The organism is Burkholderia sp. AU16482, assembly GCF_002223285.1.
Classification (GTDB): Bacteria; Pseudomonadota; Gammaproteobacteria; order Burkholderiales; family Burkholderiaceae; genus Burkholderia; species Burkholderia semiarida.
Map to the genome: position 1 here is coordinate 100,815 of NZ_NKEY01000009.1, position 17,999 is coordinate 118,813.

At 62.7% G+C, this 17,999-nt stretch carries 13 protein-coding genes; 10 read left to right on the top strand and 3 right to left on the bottom strand.

The window, feature by feature from the left end; translation table 11 throughout:
- Positions 1-66: 66 nt before the first annotated feature.
- Together CFB35_RS30955 and CFB35_RS35545 are read left to right on the top strand one after the other, a co-directional pair.
- On the top strand, positions 67-1,488 hold the full coding sequence (locus CFB35_RS30955) for an aldehyde dehydrogenase family protein (RefSeq protein WP_059579018.1): 1,422 nt from the start codon (positions 67-69) through the stop codon (positions 1,486-1,488).
- Between the two features lie 283 nt (positions 1,489-1,771).
- The gene (locus CFB35_RS35545; protein WP_226093956.1) at positions 1,772-1,957 is read left to right on the top strand and encodes a hypothetical protein; all 186 of its coding nucleotides are present in this window, start codon (positions 1,772-1,774) and stop codon (positions 1,955-1,957) included.
- A gap of 273 nt (positions 1,958-2,230) precedes the next feature.
- Here CFB35_RS35545 and CFB35_RS30965 read toward each other — a convergent pair whose 3' ends face one another.
- Positions 2,231-2,833: a LysE family translocator gene (locus CFB35_RS30965; protein ID WP_060314408.1), complete on the bottom strand. Its 603-nt coding sequence runs from the start codon at positions 2,831-2,833 to the stop codon at positions 2,231-2,233.
- Positions 2,834-3,633: 800 nt separating this feature from the next.
- Between CFB35_RS30965 and CFB35_RS30970 the strand changes: the two genes are divergently transcribed.
- The 5 genes from CFB35_RS30970 to CFB35_RS30990 all read left to right on the top strand — a co-directional run bounded on the left by CFB35_RS30970 (position 3,634) and on the right by CFB35_RS30990 (position 11,075).
- Entirely contained in the window at positions 3,634-5,250 is a 1,617-nt protein-coding gene (locus CFB35_RS30970) for a tryptophan halogenase family protein (protein WP_089466060.1), read from the top strand.
- A 50-nt stretch (positions 5,251-5,300) separates the two neighbouring features.
- Positions 5,301-6,335: a monodechloroaminopyrrolnitrin synthase PrnB family protein gene (locus tag CFB35_RS30975; RefSeq protein ID WP_179231831.1), complete on the top strand. Its 1,035-nt coding sequence runs from the start codon at positions 5,301-5,303 to the stop codon at positions 6,333-6,335.
- A 51-nt stretch (positions 6,336-6,386) separates the two neighbouring features.
- A complete protein-coding gene (locus tag CFB35_RS30980) occupies positions 6,387-8,087 on the top strand; it encodes an NAD(P)/FAD-dependent oxidoreductase (RefSeq protein ID WP_089466062.1) in 1,701 nt (566 codons plus the stop codon).
- A 25-nt stretch (positions 8,088-8,112) separates the two neighbouring features.
- Positions 8,113-9,207, top strand: coding sequence for a Rieske 2Fe-2S domain-containing protein (locus CFB35_RS30985; protein WP_059579123.1), 1,095 nt, complete (start codon positions 8,113-8,115; stop codon positions 9,205-9,207).
- 299 nt (positions 9,208-9,506) lie between these two features.
- Positions 9,507-11,075 (top strand): methyl-accepting chemotaxis protein, encoded by a 1,569-nt coding sequence (locus tag CFB35_RS30990; RefSeq protein WP_089466063.1) that lies wholly within the window; start codon positions 9,507-9,509, stop codon positions 11,073-11,075.
- Between the two features lie 125 nt (positions 11,076-11,200).
- Here the strand turns inward: CFB35_RS30990 and CFB35_RS30995 are convergent, their stop codons facing one another.
- The gene (locus CFB35_RS30995; protein ID WP_059579037.1) at positions 11,201-11,713 is read right to left on the bottom strand and encodes an Lrp/AsnC family transcriptional regulator; all 513 of its coding nucleotides are present in this window, start codon (positions 11,711-11,713) and stop codon (positions 11,201-11,203) included.
- Positions 11,714-11,886: 173 nt separating this feature from the next.
- On the opposite strand from CFB35_RS30995, the gene CFB35_RS31000 reads away from it, so the two are divergent.
- The 3 genes from CFB35_RS31000 to CFB35_RS31010 all read left to right on the top strand — a co-directional run bounded on the left by CFB35_RS31000 (position 11,887) and on the right by CFB35_RS31010 (position 17,104).
- The gene (locus CFB35_RS31000) at positions 11,887-12,903 is read left to right on the top strand and encodes a 1-aminocyclopropane-1-carboxylate deaminase (protein WP_089466064.1); all 1,017 of its coding nucleotides are present in this window, start codon (positions 11,887-11,889) and stop codon (positions 12,901-12,903) included.
- A gap of 71 nt (positions 12,904-12,974) precedes the next feature.
- On the top strand, positions 12,975-15,662 hold the full coding sequence (gene mdeB, locus CFB35_RS31005) for an alpha-ketoglutarate dehydrogenase (protein WP_089466065.1): 2,688 nt from the start codon (positions 12,975-12,977) through the stop codon (positions 15,660-15,662).
- Positions 15,663-16,012: 350 nt separating this feature from the next.
- On the top strand, positions 16,013-17,104 hold the full coding sequence (locus CFB35_RS31010) for an IS630 family transposase (RefSeq protein WP_059625722.1): 1,092 nt from the start codon (positions 16,013-16,015) through the stop codon (positions 17,102-17,104).
- Here the strand turns inward: CFB35_RS31010 and CFB35_RS31015 are convergent.
- On the bottom strand, positions 17,101-17,997 hold the full coding sequence (locus CFB35_RS31015) for a LysR family transcriptional regulator (protein ID WP_059579045.1): 897 nt from the start codon (positions 17,995-17,997) through the stop codon (positions 17,101-17,103). The two genes, CFB35_RS31010 and CFB35_RS31015, sit on opposite strands and share 4 nt — an antisense overlap.
- Positions 17,998-17,999 lie beyond the last annotated feature (2 nt).

Here is a 17,999-nt window from a genome sequence, read left to right on the forward strand (position 1 = left end):
CAGATGGTGCGATGACGATGACGGCAAGAGCGAACCACGTTCTCAATTCAACAACTGGAGACTCGAATGACCCATGCGAAGCGGTTCTACATTGCGGGCGAATGGCAAGCGCCCGATTCAAGCGCTCACATCGAAGTGGAAAATCCGGCGGACGAAGCGGTCATCGAGACGATTGCCGCCGCCTCCGCGTCCGACGTCGATCGTGCGGTGGCGGCCGCGAAAGCGGCGTTCGGCGAATTTTCGCGGACCACCGTCGAACAGCGGGAGCGCTGGCTCGTCAAGCTGCTGTCGATCTACAACCGTCGCTATGACGAGATGGCACGCGTCATCTCGCTTGAAATGGGCGCGCCGATCGATTTCGCAGTCGCGGCGCAGGCGCGCACCGGACAGGGACACATCGAAGCCGGCATCAACGCCCTGCGGACGTTCCGCTTCCGGCATTCGGTCACTGGCGGGACCGTGGTTCGGGAGCCTATCGGCGTATGTGCATTGATTACGCCGTGGAACTGGCCGATCAACCAGATCGCGTGCAAGGTGGTGCCCGCCCTCGCAACCGGATGCACGATGGTGCTCAAGCCGAGCGAAGTCACGCCGTTGAGCGCGCTGTTATGGGCCGAAATGATCGACGAGCTGGATTTGCCGCCGGGCGTGTTCAACCTGATCAACGGCGACGGGGCGGCCGCGGGCGCGACGCTCGTGGCGCATCCGGACATCGATATGATTTCGTTTACGGGTTCAACGCGCGCCGGCAGCACGATTGGCGCGGTGGGCGCGCAAATGATCAAACGCGTCACGCAGGAGCTGGGCGGAAAATCGCCGAACATCATTCTCGAGGGTGCCGACCTGCACGCGGCAGTGGAGAGAGGTGTGCGTCATTGCATGGCGAACAGCGGACAGTCATGCAATGCGCCGACGCGCATGCTCGTACCCCAGAACGAATACGCTGCCGCGGTCGAAATCGCCCGTGACGCGGCCAACGAAATTCGCGTCGGTCGACCTGATCATCGCGGCAACCATATCGGCCCCGTGGCGTCGCGCGTTCAGTTCGAAAAAGTCCGCGCGCTCATCCGGGCCGGCATCGACGAAGGCGCGACGCTCGTCGCTGGCGGGCCGGATGCGCCGGCTGGTCTCGAGCGCGGCTACTATGTGAAACCGACGGTGTTCGCCGATGTGCATAACGAGATGCGTATCGCGCGCGAGGAGATTTTCGGCCCCGTGTTGACGATGATCCCGTATCGCAGTCTCGATGAGGCGATCGCCATTGCAAATGACACGCCGTACGGGCTTGCTGCATATTTGCAGGGAGATGCGGAGTTGGCGCAATCCGTGGCCGGGGAGCTACGTGCCGGTATGGTAAGCCTCAACGGCGCCGATCAGTCTTTCGAAGCGCCGTTCGGCGGCTATAAGCAATCCGGCAATGGACGCGAATGGGGCGCGTTTGGTTTTGAGGACTACCTGGAAACGAAGGTCATTAACGTGGCGGCGTGAGGACTGGCGCGGGATCGCTGTTGGTGAAGCCGTGAATGCGGGGGGGCGGCAACTCGTTGCAGTGTCGCTGCCGGAAATCCCCACTACATCGATGTTCGCGAACATTCGGAGCAAGCCGATCGGATTGCTTGGCCGTGTCGAGCGTGAGCGTTCCGTTACCCATGAGCCTTCGGCCTGCGGTCGAAGGCTGTATTGCCGAACAATTCGCGCCACCTTGGTTCCTCTAGTGTGATGATGGCGTTGAGCCGGCCGCGTGCGCGGCGCGCGGATCATGGCGTACCGGATGTTCGACGTGCTGCAAGCGGCGTTTGCGCAGGTCGTGCCCGACGCGATTCCGGCGCTCGGCGCGGGCGGGAACTGGCTGATCATCGACGGTATTCTCGGCAGTTGGGGCGGCGGCGGTCGCAATGACGGCACGAAGGCATTGCGAATCCGCCCGGCAATCTGTCGAACCAGCCGGTCGAGTTGATCGAGGCGCTTCTGCCGCTGAACATCTCCGACTATGGCTTCGTCACCGATTCGGGAGATGCGGTGTGTCACATCGCGGCAGGCGGTGCTGGTTACGGCCATCCGTGGGAGCGCGATGCGCAAGCCGTGCTCGACGAGATCGACGTTAAGGACTATCCGGACCACGTACGAAAACGATCCGCAGGTGTGCGAATCAAGGCCGCTACGGCCTGCCCGGGCAGAGACCAATCGTGGCGCGATGCGTGCCCGCGCGTCGCAACGATCGGCAGCGCGCTCAGCGATTCACGACCGAGTACACGAGCGTGCCGGAGAACATCAACAGCACGAGCGAGGCGCCGCGCAGCAGCGTCGACGTGCGGGCGGCCCATGCGCGTTGCGAAGTGACGAGGCCGCCGAGGGACGACCAGCCCACGCCGATCGGCGCGAGCACGAGCAGAAATACGACGAGCGTCCATGCGAAATAGTGCGCCGACCGGAACGCCTCCAGCGGAAACAGCGTGCTCGAGAACAGCAGCGCCTTCGGATTCATCATCGTCGCGACGAACACGTCGCGAAAGCTCACCGGCGTGCTCGATACGTCCTGCAGCACGCGGCTGTGCGTCCACATCTTGAGCGCGAGGAAAAAGATGTAAACGGAACTCGCGAGCTTGACCACGTCATAAAGCCAGGGCCGGCCGGCAGCGAACGCGGCCAGGAAGAATCCCCACACGGAAATCGCGATCGCGTAGCCGAGCGCTTCGGCGATCACGAGCGGCCAGGTGCCGCGCAGGCCGACCTTCAACCCGGACGACAGCAGCAGCGTATTGGTCGGCCCCGGCACGATCAGCACCAGCGATACGTACATCGACATCTTCAGCAACGCTTCCTGGATGGGCATGCAGCCTCCTCGATTCGTCAGTGTCGCGGTTTGCGTCCGGTCCAGGCGGGGTGCACCGTTGAACTGGCGATGGCCCGGCACGCGCAACCGTTCGATCTGCTTACTCGGCGCTTCCTGTCCGATGCGTCTGGCGAGCATCGCTCATGTTCGCCCGGACACATCATGACGAATTTCTCCGCAGGCGCGTTGAATTATTTTTGGGGTCGAGATCAAGGCCGCCGAAATGCGAAAAGATCGTCGTCTTTGTTTTGGTAATGGCGAAGGTTTTATTTCTTTCCCTTAAATTCGGTCGGCAATTTATCGTTTTTTTGTAAAACAAGGACATTTGATGATGGGCATTGAATGAAAAAGTGAATTTATTCGTTCGATAAAATTGAATCGGTTGATGCGGGATATTTCGTCGAAATTCTTCGGGATTTAGAATTTCTCTGAACAACCCAGGATTGATATGAAATTATTCGAGATAGACCATCGTGAACGCTGCTATGGTGTGTCCCGGAGGTCAAGTGCACGGTGTGACAATCCTGACTGCAATTAGGCAAACTGATTAAATCCATGCACTAATGGCGATCGACGCGTCGGCAAGCCAATTTGTCGACGTGGAATCCGTTGCGCGGTGTGCCGCCGCGTGAAATGGGGATTCGCGTTGTTGCCTGACTTCGCTGCAATTCACGTGCCTTTTCGACGCCATTCGTCATGATGGACGAAACACGTCATGACGTATTGACGAACGATTTTCCGGTTCAACTCGACGAGGCGGCACTATCCATTCAGGTTTCAAATCCCATGGGAAGCGTGTCATGAGCAATCCGATCAGGAATATTGTCATCGTGGGCGGCGGCACGGCGGGCTGGATGTCCGCGTCGTATCTCGTCCGCGCGCTCCAGCAGCAGGCGAACATCACGCTCGTCGAATCCGCGGCGATTCCGCGGATCGGCGTGGGCGAGGCGACCATCCCGAGCTTGCAGAAGGTGTTCTTCGACTTCCTCGGGATACCGGAGCGGGAATGGATGCCGCAGGTGAACGGCGCGTTCAAGGCTGCCATCCGGTTCGTGAACTGGAGGAAGTCGCCCGACGGTTCGCGCAGCGACCACTTCTACCATTTGTTCGGCAACGTGCCGAACTGCGACGGCGTGCCGCTGACCCACTACTGGCTGCGCAAGCGCGAACAGGGCTTCCAGCAACCGATGGAGTACGCGTGCTACCCGCAGACGGAGGCGCTCGACGGCAAGCTCGCGCCGTGCCTGGCCGACGGCACCCGCCAGATGTCCCACGCGTGGCACTTCGACGCGCATCTCGTGGCCGACTTCCTGAAGCGCTGGGCCACCGAACGCGGGGTGAAGCGCGTGGTGGACGAGGTCGAGCAGGTTCACCTGGACGACCGCGGCTACATCTCCCGCCTGTCCACCAAGGAAGGGCGCACGCTCGAAGCCGACCTGTTCATCGACTGCTCGGGCATGCGCGGGCTCCTGATCAACCAGGCGCTGAAGGAGCCCTTCATCGACATGTCCGATCACCTGCTGTGCGACAGCGCGGTCGCCAGCGCCGTGCCCGCCGACGACGCGCGCGACGGGATCGAACCGTACACGTCGGCGATCGCGATGAACTCGGGGTGGACCTGGAAGATCCCGATGCTGGGCCGGTTCGGCAGCGGCTATGTATTCTCGAGCAAGTTCACGTCGCGCGACCGGGCCACCGCCGATTTCCTCGACCTCTGGGGGCTTTCGGACAAGCAGCCGCTCAACCAGATCAAGTTCCGGGTCGGGCGCAACCGGCGCGCGTGGGTCAACAACTGCGTTTCTGTCGGGCTGTCGTCGTGCTTTCTGGAGCCGCTGGAATCGACCGGCATCTACTTCATCTACGCGGCGCTGTACCAGCTCGTGAAGCACTTCCCCGACACGTCGTTCGATCCGCGCTTGATCGACGCGTTCAACGCCGAAATCGTCTACATGTTCGACGACTGCCGGGATTTCGTGCAGGCGCACTATTTCACCACGTCGCGCGACGACACGCCGTTCTGGCGCGCGAACCGGCACGACCTGCGGCTGTCGGACGCGATCAAGGAGAAGGTCGAACGCTACAAGGCGGGGCTGCCGTTGACCACCACGTCGTTCGACGATTCCACGTACTACGACACCTTCGACTACGAATTCAAGAACTTCTGGTTGAACGGAAACTACTACTGCATTTTTGCCGGCCTGGGGCTGCTGCCCGACCGGTCGCTGCCGCTCTTGCGGCACCGGCCCGAGTCGATCGACAAGGCCGAGGCGATGTTCGCGCGGATCCGGCGCGAGGCCGAGCGTCTGCGCACGACGCTGCCGACGAACCATGATTACCTGCGCTCGCTGCGCGAGGGCGATGCGGCGCTGTCTCGCAGCGAGCCCGGGCCGACGCTCGCGACGCCGGAGATCCTGTAGTGGACCGCGCCCCGGACCGCGTACGGACGATCGCGGCCACGCACGCCGCGGTGGCGGCCTGCGATCCGCTGCAGGCGCGCGCGCTCGTCCTGCGGCTGCCAGGCCTGAACCGTCAACGGGACGTGCCCGGCATCGTCGGCCTGTTGCGCGCGTTCCTGCCGGCACGCGGCGTGCCTTCGGGCTGGGGCTTCGTCGAAGCCGCCGCTGCGATGCGGGACATCGGATTCTTCCTCGGGTCGCTCAAGCGGCACGGACACGAGCCCGTGGACGTGGTGCCCGGGCTCGAGCCGGTGCTGCTCGACCTGGCGCGCGCGACCGGCCTGCCGCCGCGCGAGACGCTGCTGCACGTGACGGTCTGGAACCCCGCCGCGGCCGACGCGCAGCGCAGCTACACCGGGCTGCGCGACGAGGCGCACCTGCTCGAGAGCGTGCGCATCTCGATGGCGGCTCTCGAGGCGGCCATCGCGTTGACCGTCGAGCTGACCGACGTGCCGCTGAGGTCGCCCGCGTTCGCGCAAGGGTGCGACGCGCTCGCGGTCCATCTGCAGAAAATGGTCGACTCGATCGTCTACGCGTACCGGTTCATCTCGTTGCAGGTGTTCTACGACGAGCTTCGTCCGTTCTACGAACCGATTCGAGTCGGCGGCCAGCACTACCTGGGCCCCGGTGCGGTCGAAATGCCCCTCTTCGTGCTGGAGCACGTGCTGTGGGGTTCGCAGTCGGATCACGCCGCTTACCGGGAATTCAAGGAGACGTACCTGCCTTACGTGCTTCCCGCGTTCAGGGCGATCTACGCGCGGTTCGCCGGGCGTCCGGCGCTCATCGACCGCGTGCTCGGCGAAGCGCAGGCGGCACGCGCGCGGGGCGAGCCCGTCGAGGCCGGACTGGCGGCCCTCGACCGGGTATTCGAGATTCTGCTGCGCTTTCGCGCGCCCCACGTCAAATTGGCGGAGCGCGCGTACGAAGTCGGGCGAAGCGGCCCCACGATCGGCAGCGGCGGATACGCGCCCAGCATGCTCGGCGATCTGCTCGCGCTCACGCGTGCGGCACGGTCGCGCGTTCGCGCCTCGCTCGACGAATCCTGACGCGCGACGCGCGCGGCCATGTGTTCCATCTCAACAGGAGAGTGTGCCCTCATGACTCAACAGAGCCCCGCGAACGGGCGCGACAGCAACCACTTCGATGTGATCATCCTCGGTTCGGGCATGTCGGGCACCCAGATGGGAGCCATCCTGGCCAAGCAACGGTTTCGCGTGCTGATCATCGAGGAATCGTCGCACCCGCGCTTCACGATCGGCGAATCGTCGATCCCCGAGACGTCGCTGATGAATCGCATCATCGCCGATCGCTACGGCATTCCCGAGCTCGACCACATCACGTCGTTCTATGCGACGCAGCGTTACGTCGCGTCGAGCACCGGCATCAAGCGCAACTTCGGCTTCGTGTTCCACAGGCCCGGCGAGGAACACGACCCGAAGGAGTTCACGCAGTGCGTGATTCCCGAGCTGCCGTGGGGGCCGGAGAGCCACTATTACCGGCAGGACGTCGACGCGTACCTGTTGCAAGCCGCCATCAAGTACGGCTGCACGGTTCGCCAGAAGACGAGCGTGACCGAATACCACGCCGACAAGGATGGCGTCGCGGTCGCGACCGCCCAGAGCGAACGGTTCACCGGCCGCTACATGATCGACTGCGGCGGGCCCCGCGCGCCGCTCGCGACCAAGTTCAATCTCCGCGAAGAGCCGTGCCGCTTCAAGACGCACTCGCGCAGCCTCTATACGCACATGCTCGGCGTCAAGCCGTTCGACGACATCTTCAAGGTCAAGGGGCAGCGCTGGCGTTGGCACGAGGGCACCTTGCACCACATGTTCGAGGGCGGCTGGCTCTGGGTGATTCCGTTCAACAATCATCCGCGTTCGACCAACAACCTGGTGAGCGTCGGCCTGCAGCTCGACCCGCGTATCCATCCGAAAACGGACATCTCCGCGCAGCAGGAATTCGACGCATTCCTCGCGCGGTTCCCGAGCATCGCGGCGCAGTTCCGGGACGCCGTGCCGGTGCGCGACTGGGTCAGGACCGATCGCCTGCAGTTCTCGTCGAGCGCCTGCGTCGGCGACCGATACTGCCTGATGCTGCACGCGAACGGGTTCATCGATCCGCTTTTTTCCCGCGGGCTCGAGAACACCGCGGTGACCATCCACGCGCTCGCGGCGCGCCTGATCAAGGCGCTGCGCGACGACGATTTCTCCCCCGAGCGCTTCGAGTACATCGAGCGTCTGCAGCAGAAGCTTCTGGACCACAACGACGACTTCGTCAGTTGCTGCTACACGGCGTTCTCGGACTTCCGCCTGTGGGACGCGTTCCACAGGCTGTGGGCGGTCGGCACGATCCTCGGGCAGTTCCGGCTGGTGCAGGCGCACGCGCGGTTCCGTGCGTCGCGCGACGAGCGCGACCTCGATCACCTCGACGACAACCCCCCGTACCTCGGGTACCTGTGCGCGGACATGGAGGGGTACTACCAGTTGTTCAACGACGCCAAAGCCGAGGTCGAAGCCGTGAGCGCCGGGCGCAAGCCGGCCGAGGAGGCCGCGGCGCGCATTCACGCCCTCATCGACGAACGGGAGTTCGCGAAGCCGATGTTCGGTTTCGGGTACTGCATCACCGGCGCCAAACCGCAGCTCAACAACTCGAAGTACAGCCTGCTGCCGGCGATGAAGCTGCTGCACTGGACGCAGACCAGCGCGCCGGCGGAGGTGAAAAGGTATTTCGACTACAACCCGATGTTCGCGCTGCTCAGGGCGTACATCACGACCCGCATCGGCCTGGCGCTGAAGTAGTCGGCCGACCTCCGGAATGAAAATGATCGAAGACATTCAATTGAACGAGGCGGGGGCCAGGGAGCGTCCCGCGGCAGCGTACGACGCGACCACGCGCGTGGCCGCGAGCTGGTACGTCGCGATGCGCTCGGCCGACCTCAAGGACAAACCGACGGCGCTGACGCTCTTCGGCCGGCCGTGCGTCGCGTGGCGCGGCGCGTCGGGACGGGCCGTGGTGATGGACCGCCACTGCGCGCACCTTGGCGCGAACCTGGCCGACGGGCAGATCAGGGACGGGTGCATCCAGTGCCCGTTTCACCATTGGCGATACGACGAGCGCGGCCAGTGCGTGCACATTCCCGGCCATAGCCCGGCGGTGCACCGGCTGGAGCCCGTTCCGCGCGGCGCGCGCCAGCCGACGTGGGTCACCGCCGAGCGGTATGGTTACGTGTGGGTCTGGTACGGTTCCGCGCAGCCACTGCACCCGCTGCCCGACATCGCCGCGGCCGACGTCGACAACGACGATTTCATGCATCTGCACTTCGCGTTCGAGACGACGACGGCGGTCTTGCGGATCGTCGAGAACTTCTACGACGCGCAGCACGCGACGCCCGTCCACGCGCTCCCGGTCTCGGCCTTCGAGCTCAAGCTGTTCGACGATTGGCGCGAATGGCCGGAGGTCGAGCCGCTGGCGCGGGCGGGCGCGTGGTTCGGCGCCGGGATCGACTTCACGGTGGACCGGTACTTCGGGCCGCTCGGCATGCTGTCGCGCGCGCTCGGCCTGAACATGTCGCAGATGAACCTGCACTTCGACGGCTATCCCGGCGGGTGCGTGATGACCGTCGCGCTGGACGGAGATGCCAAATACAAGCTGCTCCAGTGCGTGACGCCGATAAGCGACGGCAAGAACGTCATGCACATGCTGATCTCGATCAGGAAGGTGGGCGGCCTCCTGCGCCGCGCGACCGACTACGTGCTGTTCGGGCTCCAGACCCGGCAGGCCGCGGGGTACGACGTCAGGATCTGGAACGGGATGAAGCCGGACGGCGGCGGCGCGTACAGCAAGTACGACAAGCTCGTGCTCAAGTACCGCGCGTTCTACCGGGGGTGGGTGGACCGCGTCGGCTCGAGCGAACCGTGACGCGTGAGTCGGCAGCGCCGGCCGGCCCTCGTTGCCGGTTCCCGTTTTCCCGGTGACGAGAACGTCCCGCGTTTTCATCGCGGCCGGCGCACCATTTTTCGCGGCAACCGATAAAAAGATAATTCGCCGTTGATCGTTTGCGAGGACGGATAGTCACCCGCTGCGGCTGCATGTCGGGGCAAGCCGACCGACATGGCCGGCCATCTTGCGAAATGTCTCTTCAGGCGGGGATGCGCACATTACAGTAAGTTTGCTTGCGTGCCGACATCAAGAACAACAACACACGCGGGGAAGAAAGCATGGGCTCCATGACGGTCGGCAGGAAGCTGGGCGTAGCATTCGGTATCGTCGTACTTATTTCGTTGATCGGCAGCGCGATCTCGATCGTCAATTTTCTGAAGCTGAACCAGGCGAACGGCTGGAACGTTCATAGCTACCAGGTCCTGCGAGCGAACGACGACATGCTGACGAGCATGATCAACATGGAGACGGGCGTGCGTGGCTACGTGGCCGCGGGGGATGACCGGTTTCTGGAGCCCTACAAGGCGGGCCTCAAGCAGTTCGCCACGTCATTCGATGTCGTGCGCAGCCTCACTTCGGACAATGCAACGCAACAGCGCCGTCTCGAGACGCTGCGCGACATGCATCGGAAGGTGGCGGAGGTCGACGAAAAGCTGATCGCGATGCGGCGTGACGTCAATGCCGGTACGCAGCCTGCCAATGTGCTGATCGACTACTTCAAGCAGGGCGACGACAAGCAGTTCATGGACCGCTATCGAGCCGTGGCCGCCGAGCTGAACGACGCCGAGCAGTCGCTGCTCGATCAGCGTTCAGGAGACGTGGCCAGCTTGACGGCGCTGACCAAGTTGACGCTCGCGGCTGCAGGCATCGTCACCGTCATCCTCGCAATCGTGCTGGGGACAGTCATCACGCGCGGAATCATGCGGTCGCTGGGCGGCGAGCCCGCCGACGCCGCGGTCGTGGCCGGGCGTATTGCCGAAGGCAACCTCGAAGCACCCGTGCCGGTCGCGCCGAACGATCGCGGCAGCCTGATGGCGTCGCTCGAATCGATGCGACGGCAACTGAGCGGCATCGTGTCGGAAATCCAGTCGACCGCGGAATCGATCACGACTTCGGCCGGCGAAATCGCGCAGGGTAACCTGGATCTCTCGCAGCGAACGGAAGAGCAGGCGGCTTCGCTCGAGGAAACGGCGGCCAGCATGGAGCAGTTGACCGCGACGGTTCGTCAGAATACGGAAAACGCCAGGCAGGCGAATGCGCTTGCGGGCAGCGCGTGCGAGGTCGCGATGCGCGGCGGCGAAGTGGTGAACCAGGTGGTCGATTCCATGCGTGCGATTTCGAGCAGTTCGGGCAAGGTGGCCGAAATCATTGCCGTGATCGAGGGGATCGCGTTCCAGACGAACATCCTCGCGCTGAACGCGGCAGTCGAGGCCGCGCGTGCGGGCGAGCAGGGGCGCGGCTTCGCGGTCGTGGCCGGCGAAGTGCGCACGTTGGCGCAACGCAGCGCGAACGCGGCCAAGGAAATCAAGGATCTCATCACGGGTTCGGTGGAGAGCGTGGCGCAGGGGTCGCAGCACGTCGAACGCGCGGGCACGACGATGTCGGATATCGTGCAGTCCGTGCGGCGGGTGACCGACATCATGAGTGAAATTGCGTCGGCTTCGGACGAACAGGGAACGGGTATCGAGCAGGTCAACGTCGCCGTGGGGCAGATGGACTCGGTCACGCAGCAGAATGCGGCGCTCGTGGAGCAGGCATCGGCTGCCGCCCAGGCGATGGCGCAGCAGGCAACCACGCTGCGCGACGTGGTCGGGGTATTCAGGATCGGTCGCGCGCTCGCGCACTGACGGGCGCGGCCCCGGTGCTCCGCGGGAAGTCGACGCGAGCGGAAGCCGAGCCGCTTCGCGGCTTTCCATGTGATTGTCGTCGGCGAGTTCCGGCGTAAGCCGCAAACGGCTGCCTTGCCCAGCCGCTATATGGCGATCTGCGTCGAGGAAAAAACCTGTTTGAGCACCATGAAAGTCCGAATCTGACGCACGCCGGGCAGATAAAGCAGTTGTTCGGCATGGAGTCGGTTGAAGCTTTCGCTATCGCGGGTGCGCAGCATCATGAAGTAGTCGAACTCGCCGGTCACCACGTGGCATTCCATGCAGCCGGATACGTTCTGCGCCGCTTTTTCAAACGCGGCAAAGGATTCGGGAGTCGATCGATCCAGTACGACGCCGATGATGACGACCATGCCCGCATCGAGGGCAGGCGCGTTGAGCAACGCGACGATTCCTCGGATCAAACCCAGGCTCTTGAGCCGTTCGACGCGGCGCAAACACGCCGGCGCGCTCAAATTCACCTTCGCCGCCAGAGCGACGTTCGAGATCGATGCGTCTTTCTGAAGGGCTCGCAGGATCGCTTTGTCCGTACGGTCAAGTTCGACGTGGCTCGCGTCGTCGGGGCGCGATTTGCCAGGAAATTTTGTTGTCGATTTCATTGATTCTAAAAAATATACATTCGTGAGGATGGGGGAAATTGTATTTCAAAGCGTGGCGATAGGAGGATGTTTGCAACCACGTTTCGTGGGTATTTCACTAGAATTTCTTCGTGCCCGGTCGCTCTGACGACATCGGGCGTCGGAATCCACCGCCCACCTTTCGGAGAACCTCCGTGAACCTCGATCGCTTTCCTCGCCACAAGCTGACCTTCGGACCCACTCCCATCCACGAGTTGCCCCGCCTCGGCAAGGCGCTGGGTGGAAAAGTTCATCTCTATGCAAAACGCGAAGACTGCAACAGCGGCCTGGCGTTCGGCGGGAACAAGACCCGGAAGCTCGAGTACATCGTGCCGGACGTTCTGGCGAGCGGCGCGGACACGCTGGTATCGATCGGCGGCATCCAGTCGAACCAGACGCGTCAGGTCGCGGCAGTCGCGGCTCATCTTGGCCTGAAATGCGTGCTGGTTCAAGAAAACTGGGTCAACTACTCGGACGCCGTGTATGACCGCGTCGGGAACATTCAGATGTCCCGCATGATGGGCGCCGACGTTCGGCTGGTCAGCGACGGCTTCGACATCGGCATTCGCCCGAGCTGGGAGCAGGCGATGGAGAGCGTTCGCGACGCGGGAGGGAAGCCGTATCCGATCCCTGCCGGTTGTTCAGAGCATCGGCTTGGCGGCCTGGGGTTCGTCGGTTTCGCGGAGGAAGTGCGCGCCCAGGAAGCTGAACTCGGATTCAAGTTCGACTACATCGTCGTGTGTTCGGTGACGGGAAGCACGCAGGCCGGCATGGTCGTCGGCTTCGCGGCAGACGGGCGCGCGGATCGCGTGATCGGTATCGATGCGTCGGCCAAACCCGAGCAGACGCGCGAGCAGATTCTTCGCATCGCACGCCACACCGCCGATCTCGTGGAACTCGATCGGCCGATCGAGGACGCGGACGTGGTGCTGGATACGCGCTACGGGGGCCCCGAATACGGCCTTCCGTCGGAAGGTACGCTCGAAGCGATTCGACTGTGCGCGAAGACCGAGGGGATGCTGACCGACCCGGTTTATGAAGGCAAGTCGATGCATGGCATGATCGACAGGGTGCGCCGGGGCGAGTTTCCGGAAGGGTCCCGTGTCTTGTATGCGCACCTCGGCGGCGTCCCCGCATTGAACGCATACAGCTTCCTGTTCAAGAACGGTTGAGGCTTGGCCGCGTTCCGACTGCAAGTGGAGTCGGAACGCGGCGTGTATATCGTCAATTCGGGGTGCAAAGTATGGACATGCAGAATCGACTTCCGACCACGACGACCGATCCCGACCCGGAGGAGCTCCGGGAATGGTGCGACGCGCTCGATGGCGTGTTGCATGCGTGGGGCGGCGATCAAGGCAAGGAACGTGCACGCCATCTTCTCGACTCGTTGTTGGCGCATGCACACGCCCGTCGCGTCGCGTGGAGGCCGCCTCTGATCACGCCGTACGTCAATACCGTGGCGCCCGACGAGCAGCCTGCCTATCCGGGCGATCTGCAAATCGAGCGGCGGATCGCGGCGTTGATACGGTGGAACGCGCTCGCGATGGTGGTCCGCGCCAACCGGGCGCAGGGCGAACTGGGCGGACACATCGCGAGCTATGCTTCGGCCGCGGACCTGTTCGAGGTCGGCTTCCAGCATTTTTTCCGCGGCCCGGATGCGGTGCACGGCGGCGATCTGGTGTTTTTCCAGGCGCACTCCGCGCCGGGTGTCTACGCGCGGGCATTTCTCGAGGGGCGACTGTCGGAAGAATCGCTGTCCCATTATCGCCAGGAGATCGTGGCGGAGGCCGGCGGCATCCGGGGATTGAGCTCATATCCTCATCCCTTTCTGATGCCGGACTTCTGGCAGTTTCCAACCGGATCGATGGGGCTGGGGCCGCTCAACGCCATTTATCAGGCGCGGTTCATGCGGTACATGGAAAATCGTGGCTTGAAGGCGCATGGCGATCGTCGCGTGTGGGGGTTTTTCGGCGATGGAGAAATGGACGAGCCCGAGTCGATCGCCGCGTTGACACTCGCGGCTCGCGAGCGGCTCGACAACTGCATATTCGTCATCAACTGCAATCTCCAGCGACTGGATGGCCCCGTTCGCGGCAACGGCCGGGTCATCGACGAACTCGAGGCATTGTTCGCCGGCGCCGGATGGAACATCGTCAAATGCATCTGGGGCTCCGAGTGGGATGCGTTGCTCGGCCGCGATCATGGCGGTGTGCTCGAACGCGCTTTCGCGAACACCGTCGATGGTGATTTCCAGACGTTGTCGGCCAATGACGGCGCATTCAATCGCGAGACGTTCTTCAGCCGGACGCCGGAACTGCGAGCGCTGGTGGATTCGTTGTCCGACGACGACATCGCGATGCTTCGGCGCGGCGGACACGATCCCGTGAAAATCCATGCCGCCTTTGCCGCGGCGACGGTCAGGAATGGTCGGCCGTCGGTTGTGCTTGCCAAGACCATGAAGGGCTATGGCATGGGCACGATCGCGCAAGGGCGCATGACGACGCATCAGCAGAAAAAGCTGGAGCGGGACGACCTGCTTGCCTTTCGGGATCGATTCGCGCTCCCGCTTTCCGACGAAGAGGCATCGGAAGCGCGGTTCTATCGGCCGCCGCACGATAGCGATGAGCTGCGGTACTTGCGCAAGCGTCGCGAGACGCTTGGCGGCTATCTCCCTCAGCGACGTGCGGCATCCGAGCGACTGGCGGTGCCCGAACTGGCGAGCGTCGCGGGCTTCTCGCTGAGTGCGGACGGCAAGGTCATGAGTTCGACGACCGCCTTCGTCAGGCAACTTGGTGCGCTGCTCAAGGACGCCAGCCTCGGCCCGCGATTGGTTCCGATCGTGGCGGACGAGGCCCGAACGTTCGGCATGGCGAATCTTTTTCGTCAGGTCGGAATCTACGCGCCGTTCGGTCAGTTGTACGATCCGGAAGACAATTCATCGATGCTCTCGTATCGTGAAGCGTCCGATGGTCAAATTCTCGAGGAAGGCATCACGGAGGCGGGGGCCATCTCGTCGTGGACGGCCGCCGCGACGAGTTACGCCGTGCACGGTATTCCGATGATGCCGTTCTATATCTACTACAGCATGTTCGGCTTTCAGCGTATCGGCGACTTGATCTGGGCGGCTGCCGATCAGCGAGCCCGAGGCTTTCTCGTCGGCGCCACGTCAGGCCGCACGACGCTGGGAGGTGAAGGATTGCAGCATCAGGATGGCTCCAGCCATCTTCTCGCGTCGACGATACCGACGTGTCGGGCGTACGATCCGTCCTTTGCCGGTGAACTGGCGGTCCTGGTCGATTACGGGTTGCGGCGTATGCTGAGTGACGCGTACGACGAATTCTTTTACGTCACCGTGACCAATGAAAACGTCGCGCAACCAAGTATTGCCGATGCGTCGCATGAAGGTATCGTGAAAGGCATGTATCTGTTTCGACGGGGCGGCCGCTTTCAGAGGCGGGTTCAGTTGTTCGGCAGCGGCGCGATCATGGGGGAGGTTCTCAAGGCGGCGGACGAATTCGAGCGGTTGCATGAGGTGTCCGCGGACGTCTGGAGTATTACCAGCTATGTCGAGCTGGGGCGGGATGGCGCGCGATGCGAGCGGGAATGGCGGCTCGGTTCCGGAGACATCGGGGAATCGTGGATTTCCACCCAGCTGCGCGCGACCGTTGGGCCGATCGTCGCCGCGTCGGACTATGTGAAAGCGCTTCCGGAAATGGTTCGTGCATATATTCCAGAAGGACGGCGATATGTCACGCTTGGGACCGACGGGTTCGGTCGAAGCGATTCGCGCGCGCAGTTGCGGCGGTATTTTGAGGTGGATGCTCAGGCCATCGTGCAGGCCGGGTTGAAGGCCCTCGAGGGGCCGGTGGTGGGGAATGAGGCCCGCCAACTGTCGGGGGCGTCTGATGTCGTCGGGGTGGTGGCGTACTAACGTGTGGTTTCTGTCGAATATGTGCGTGGGTCGTTGTTTTAAGTGGTTCTCCCCGCCCTTGTCGTTGAACCTGTCTTGCTATCGGTCTATCAGCGTCGCCCCTGCGCGGGGCGGCGGTCACTTTTCTTTGTCTTCCAAAGAAAAGTAACCAAAAGAAAGGCGCGTCCTTGGGCGGACGGCAAAGGTGGTTCTGCTCAGGTTCGTGGTTTATTTGACCACCGTAGTTCGCGGGATGTCGGGGCTCGGTGGGGACACGGGTACGGGTCGTCACGTATCTAGTGTCCTGTTCCGTTGTTAACTGGTCTATCTTCGCGTAGCATGTTGACGTCAACGGAACGGGAGACGTCAGCATGGCGATGGGACGACCGAAGGCGGAACTGGTGCTGAGCGAAGACGAGCGTTCGCAACTGATGTCGATCGCGCGTTCTCGCTCGATTTCGGCTGCGCTGGTCTCGCGGGCGCGTATCGTGTTGGCGGCTGCGGACGGCGAGCCCAACAGCGCGATCGCGCAGCGCCTGCAACTCACGCGTGCCACGGTGGGCAAGTGGCGTCTGCGGTTTCTGGAGCAGCGAATCAACGGACTCTACGATGAAGTACGTCCCGGCAAGCCGCGTACCATCGACGACGAGCGGTTGGCCCAACTGATTCACAAGACCCTGCACACGAAGCCGGCAGATGGATCCACTCATTGGAGTGTGCGCACGATTGCCGCCGAAACCGCCATCTCGCCGACAAGCGTGCACCGTTACTTCAAACTGCTGGGCCTGCAGCCGCACCGAAGTGAAAGCTTCAAGCTCTCGACCGATCCGTTCTTCATCGAGAAACTGCGCGATGTGGTCGGCTTGTATCTGAGTCCACCGGAGAACGCGCTGGTGCTGTGCGTGGACGAGAAGAGTCAATGTCAGGCGCTCGAGCGTACACAACCCATGCTGCCGATGGGTTTCGGCTACGTCGAAGGCGTTACTCACGACTACGTCCGTCATGGCACCACGACGTTGTTTGCCGCCCTGAATGTCCTCAATGGCGCCGTGCTCGCTACCTGCAAGCCGCGCCATCGACATCAGGAATTCCTGTCGTTTCTGCGCGAAATCGACAAGGCCGTGCCAGCCGAACTCGACGTGCACTGCATCGTCGACAACTACGGCAGTCACAAGCATCCGAAGGTCAAGGCGTGGCTGGCGGCACGCCCCCGCTGGCATATGCATTTCATTCCCACCTACAGTTCGTGGCTCAACCAGGTCGAACGCTTCTTTGCGTTGATCACCGACAAGGCGATTCGTAGAGGCTCGTTCGGCTCGGTCAAACAACTGGTCAAGCGAATCGATCAATTCGTTTCCCACTACAACGAAAACTGCAAACCGTTCGTCTGGACCGCGTCAGCCGATTCCATCCTCGAAAAGCTGCATCGACTTTGCTCGCGAATCAGCGGAACAGGACACTAGTCGGCCGTATGCAGTTGCTTCACCAGTTCGCCAATGAAGTCGATCAGTACAGTCGACAACTCGCGGCCCGACAAGGTCTGGATCTGGATCGCACGCAACGACATGCCCGGATGGTCGATCGGTATCGCCACCAGGCCGTCCGTCGCCAGACGCGCCCGTACCGTCAGGCGGCTGGTCAGCGACACGACCCCAGACATTTGAGTGAATGCATACAGCGTGCCGGAGTTGTTGCAGGTCAGGACAGGCTCGAAAAGAAGATTCTCGAGGCTCGCCGTCGTATCGAAAAGCTGACGGATCGTCGTGCCACGGTCAAGCAACGCAATCGGGAAATTCCGCAACTCGGCCATCGATACCGTCGCGCGACCAGCCAGCACGTGAGAACGCGGCATGACGGCACAAATGGGCGCGCTCTGCGTGTACTCGACGTTGATCTCCGGCTCTCGTACAACACCGAAAGTCAGGCCGATATCCGCTTCGCCACTCCGTACGTGTGCCGTCACCTCCTTCGGCGCCGTCACCGCTACCTCGAAACGGGTACCGGGCGACTTCTCCAGAAATTGCGTGATGGCCCGAGGGAGAACATCCCGGGCAAACGCTTCCGACGTCGAGACGCGGATCGTGCTCCGATCGAACGAGTTCAGCGCCTTGATCTCCTCGATCACCTGCTGACCTTCGAGCAGGGTTCTACGAACATGTGCAGCCAGCAGCTCCCCGGCCTTGTTGGGGACCATGCCGCGCGCCTGACGCTCGAACAACGGGCAGCCAACCTCCTCCTCCAGCTTCGTGATCTGACGGCTGATCGCCGAGATCGAAACGTGCAGCTTCTCGGACGCCTCGCTCAGCGAACCTGTATTGGCAACGGCAAGGAAGTATCGGAGTGCAGCGTTGTGCATGA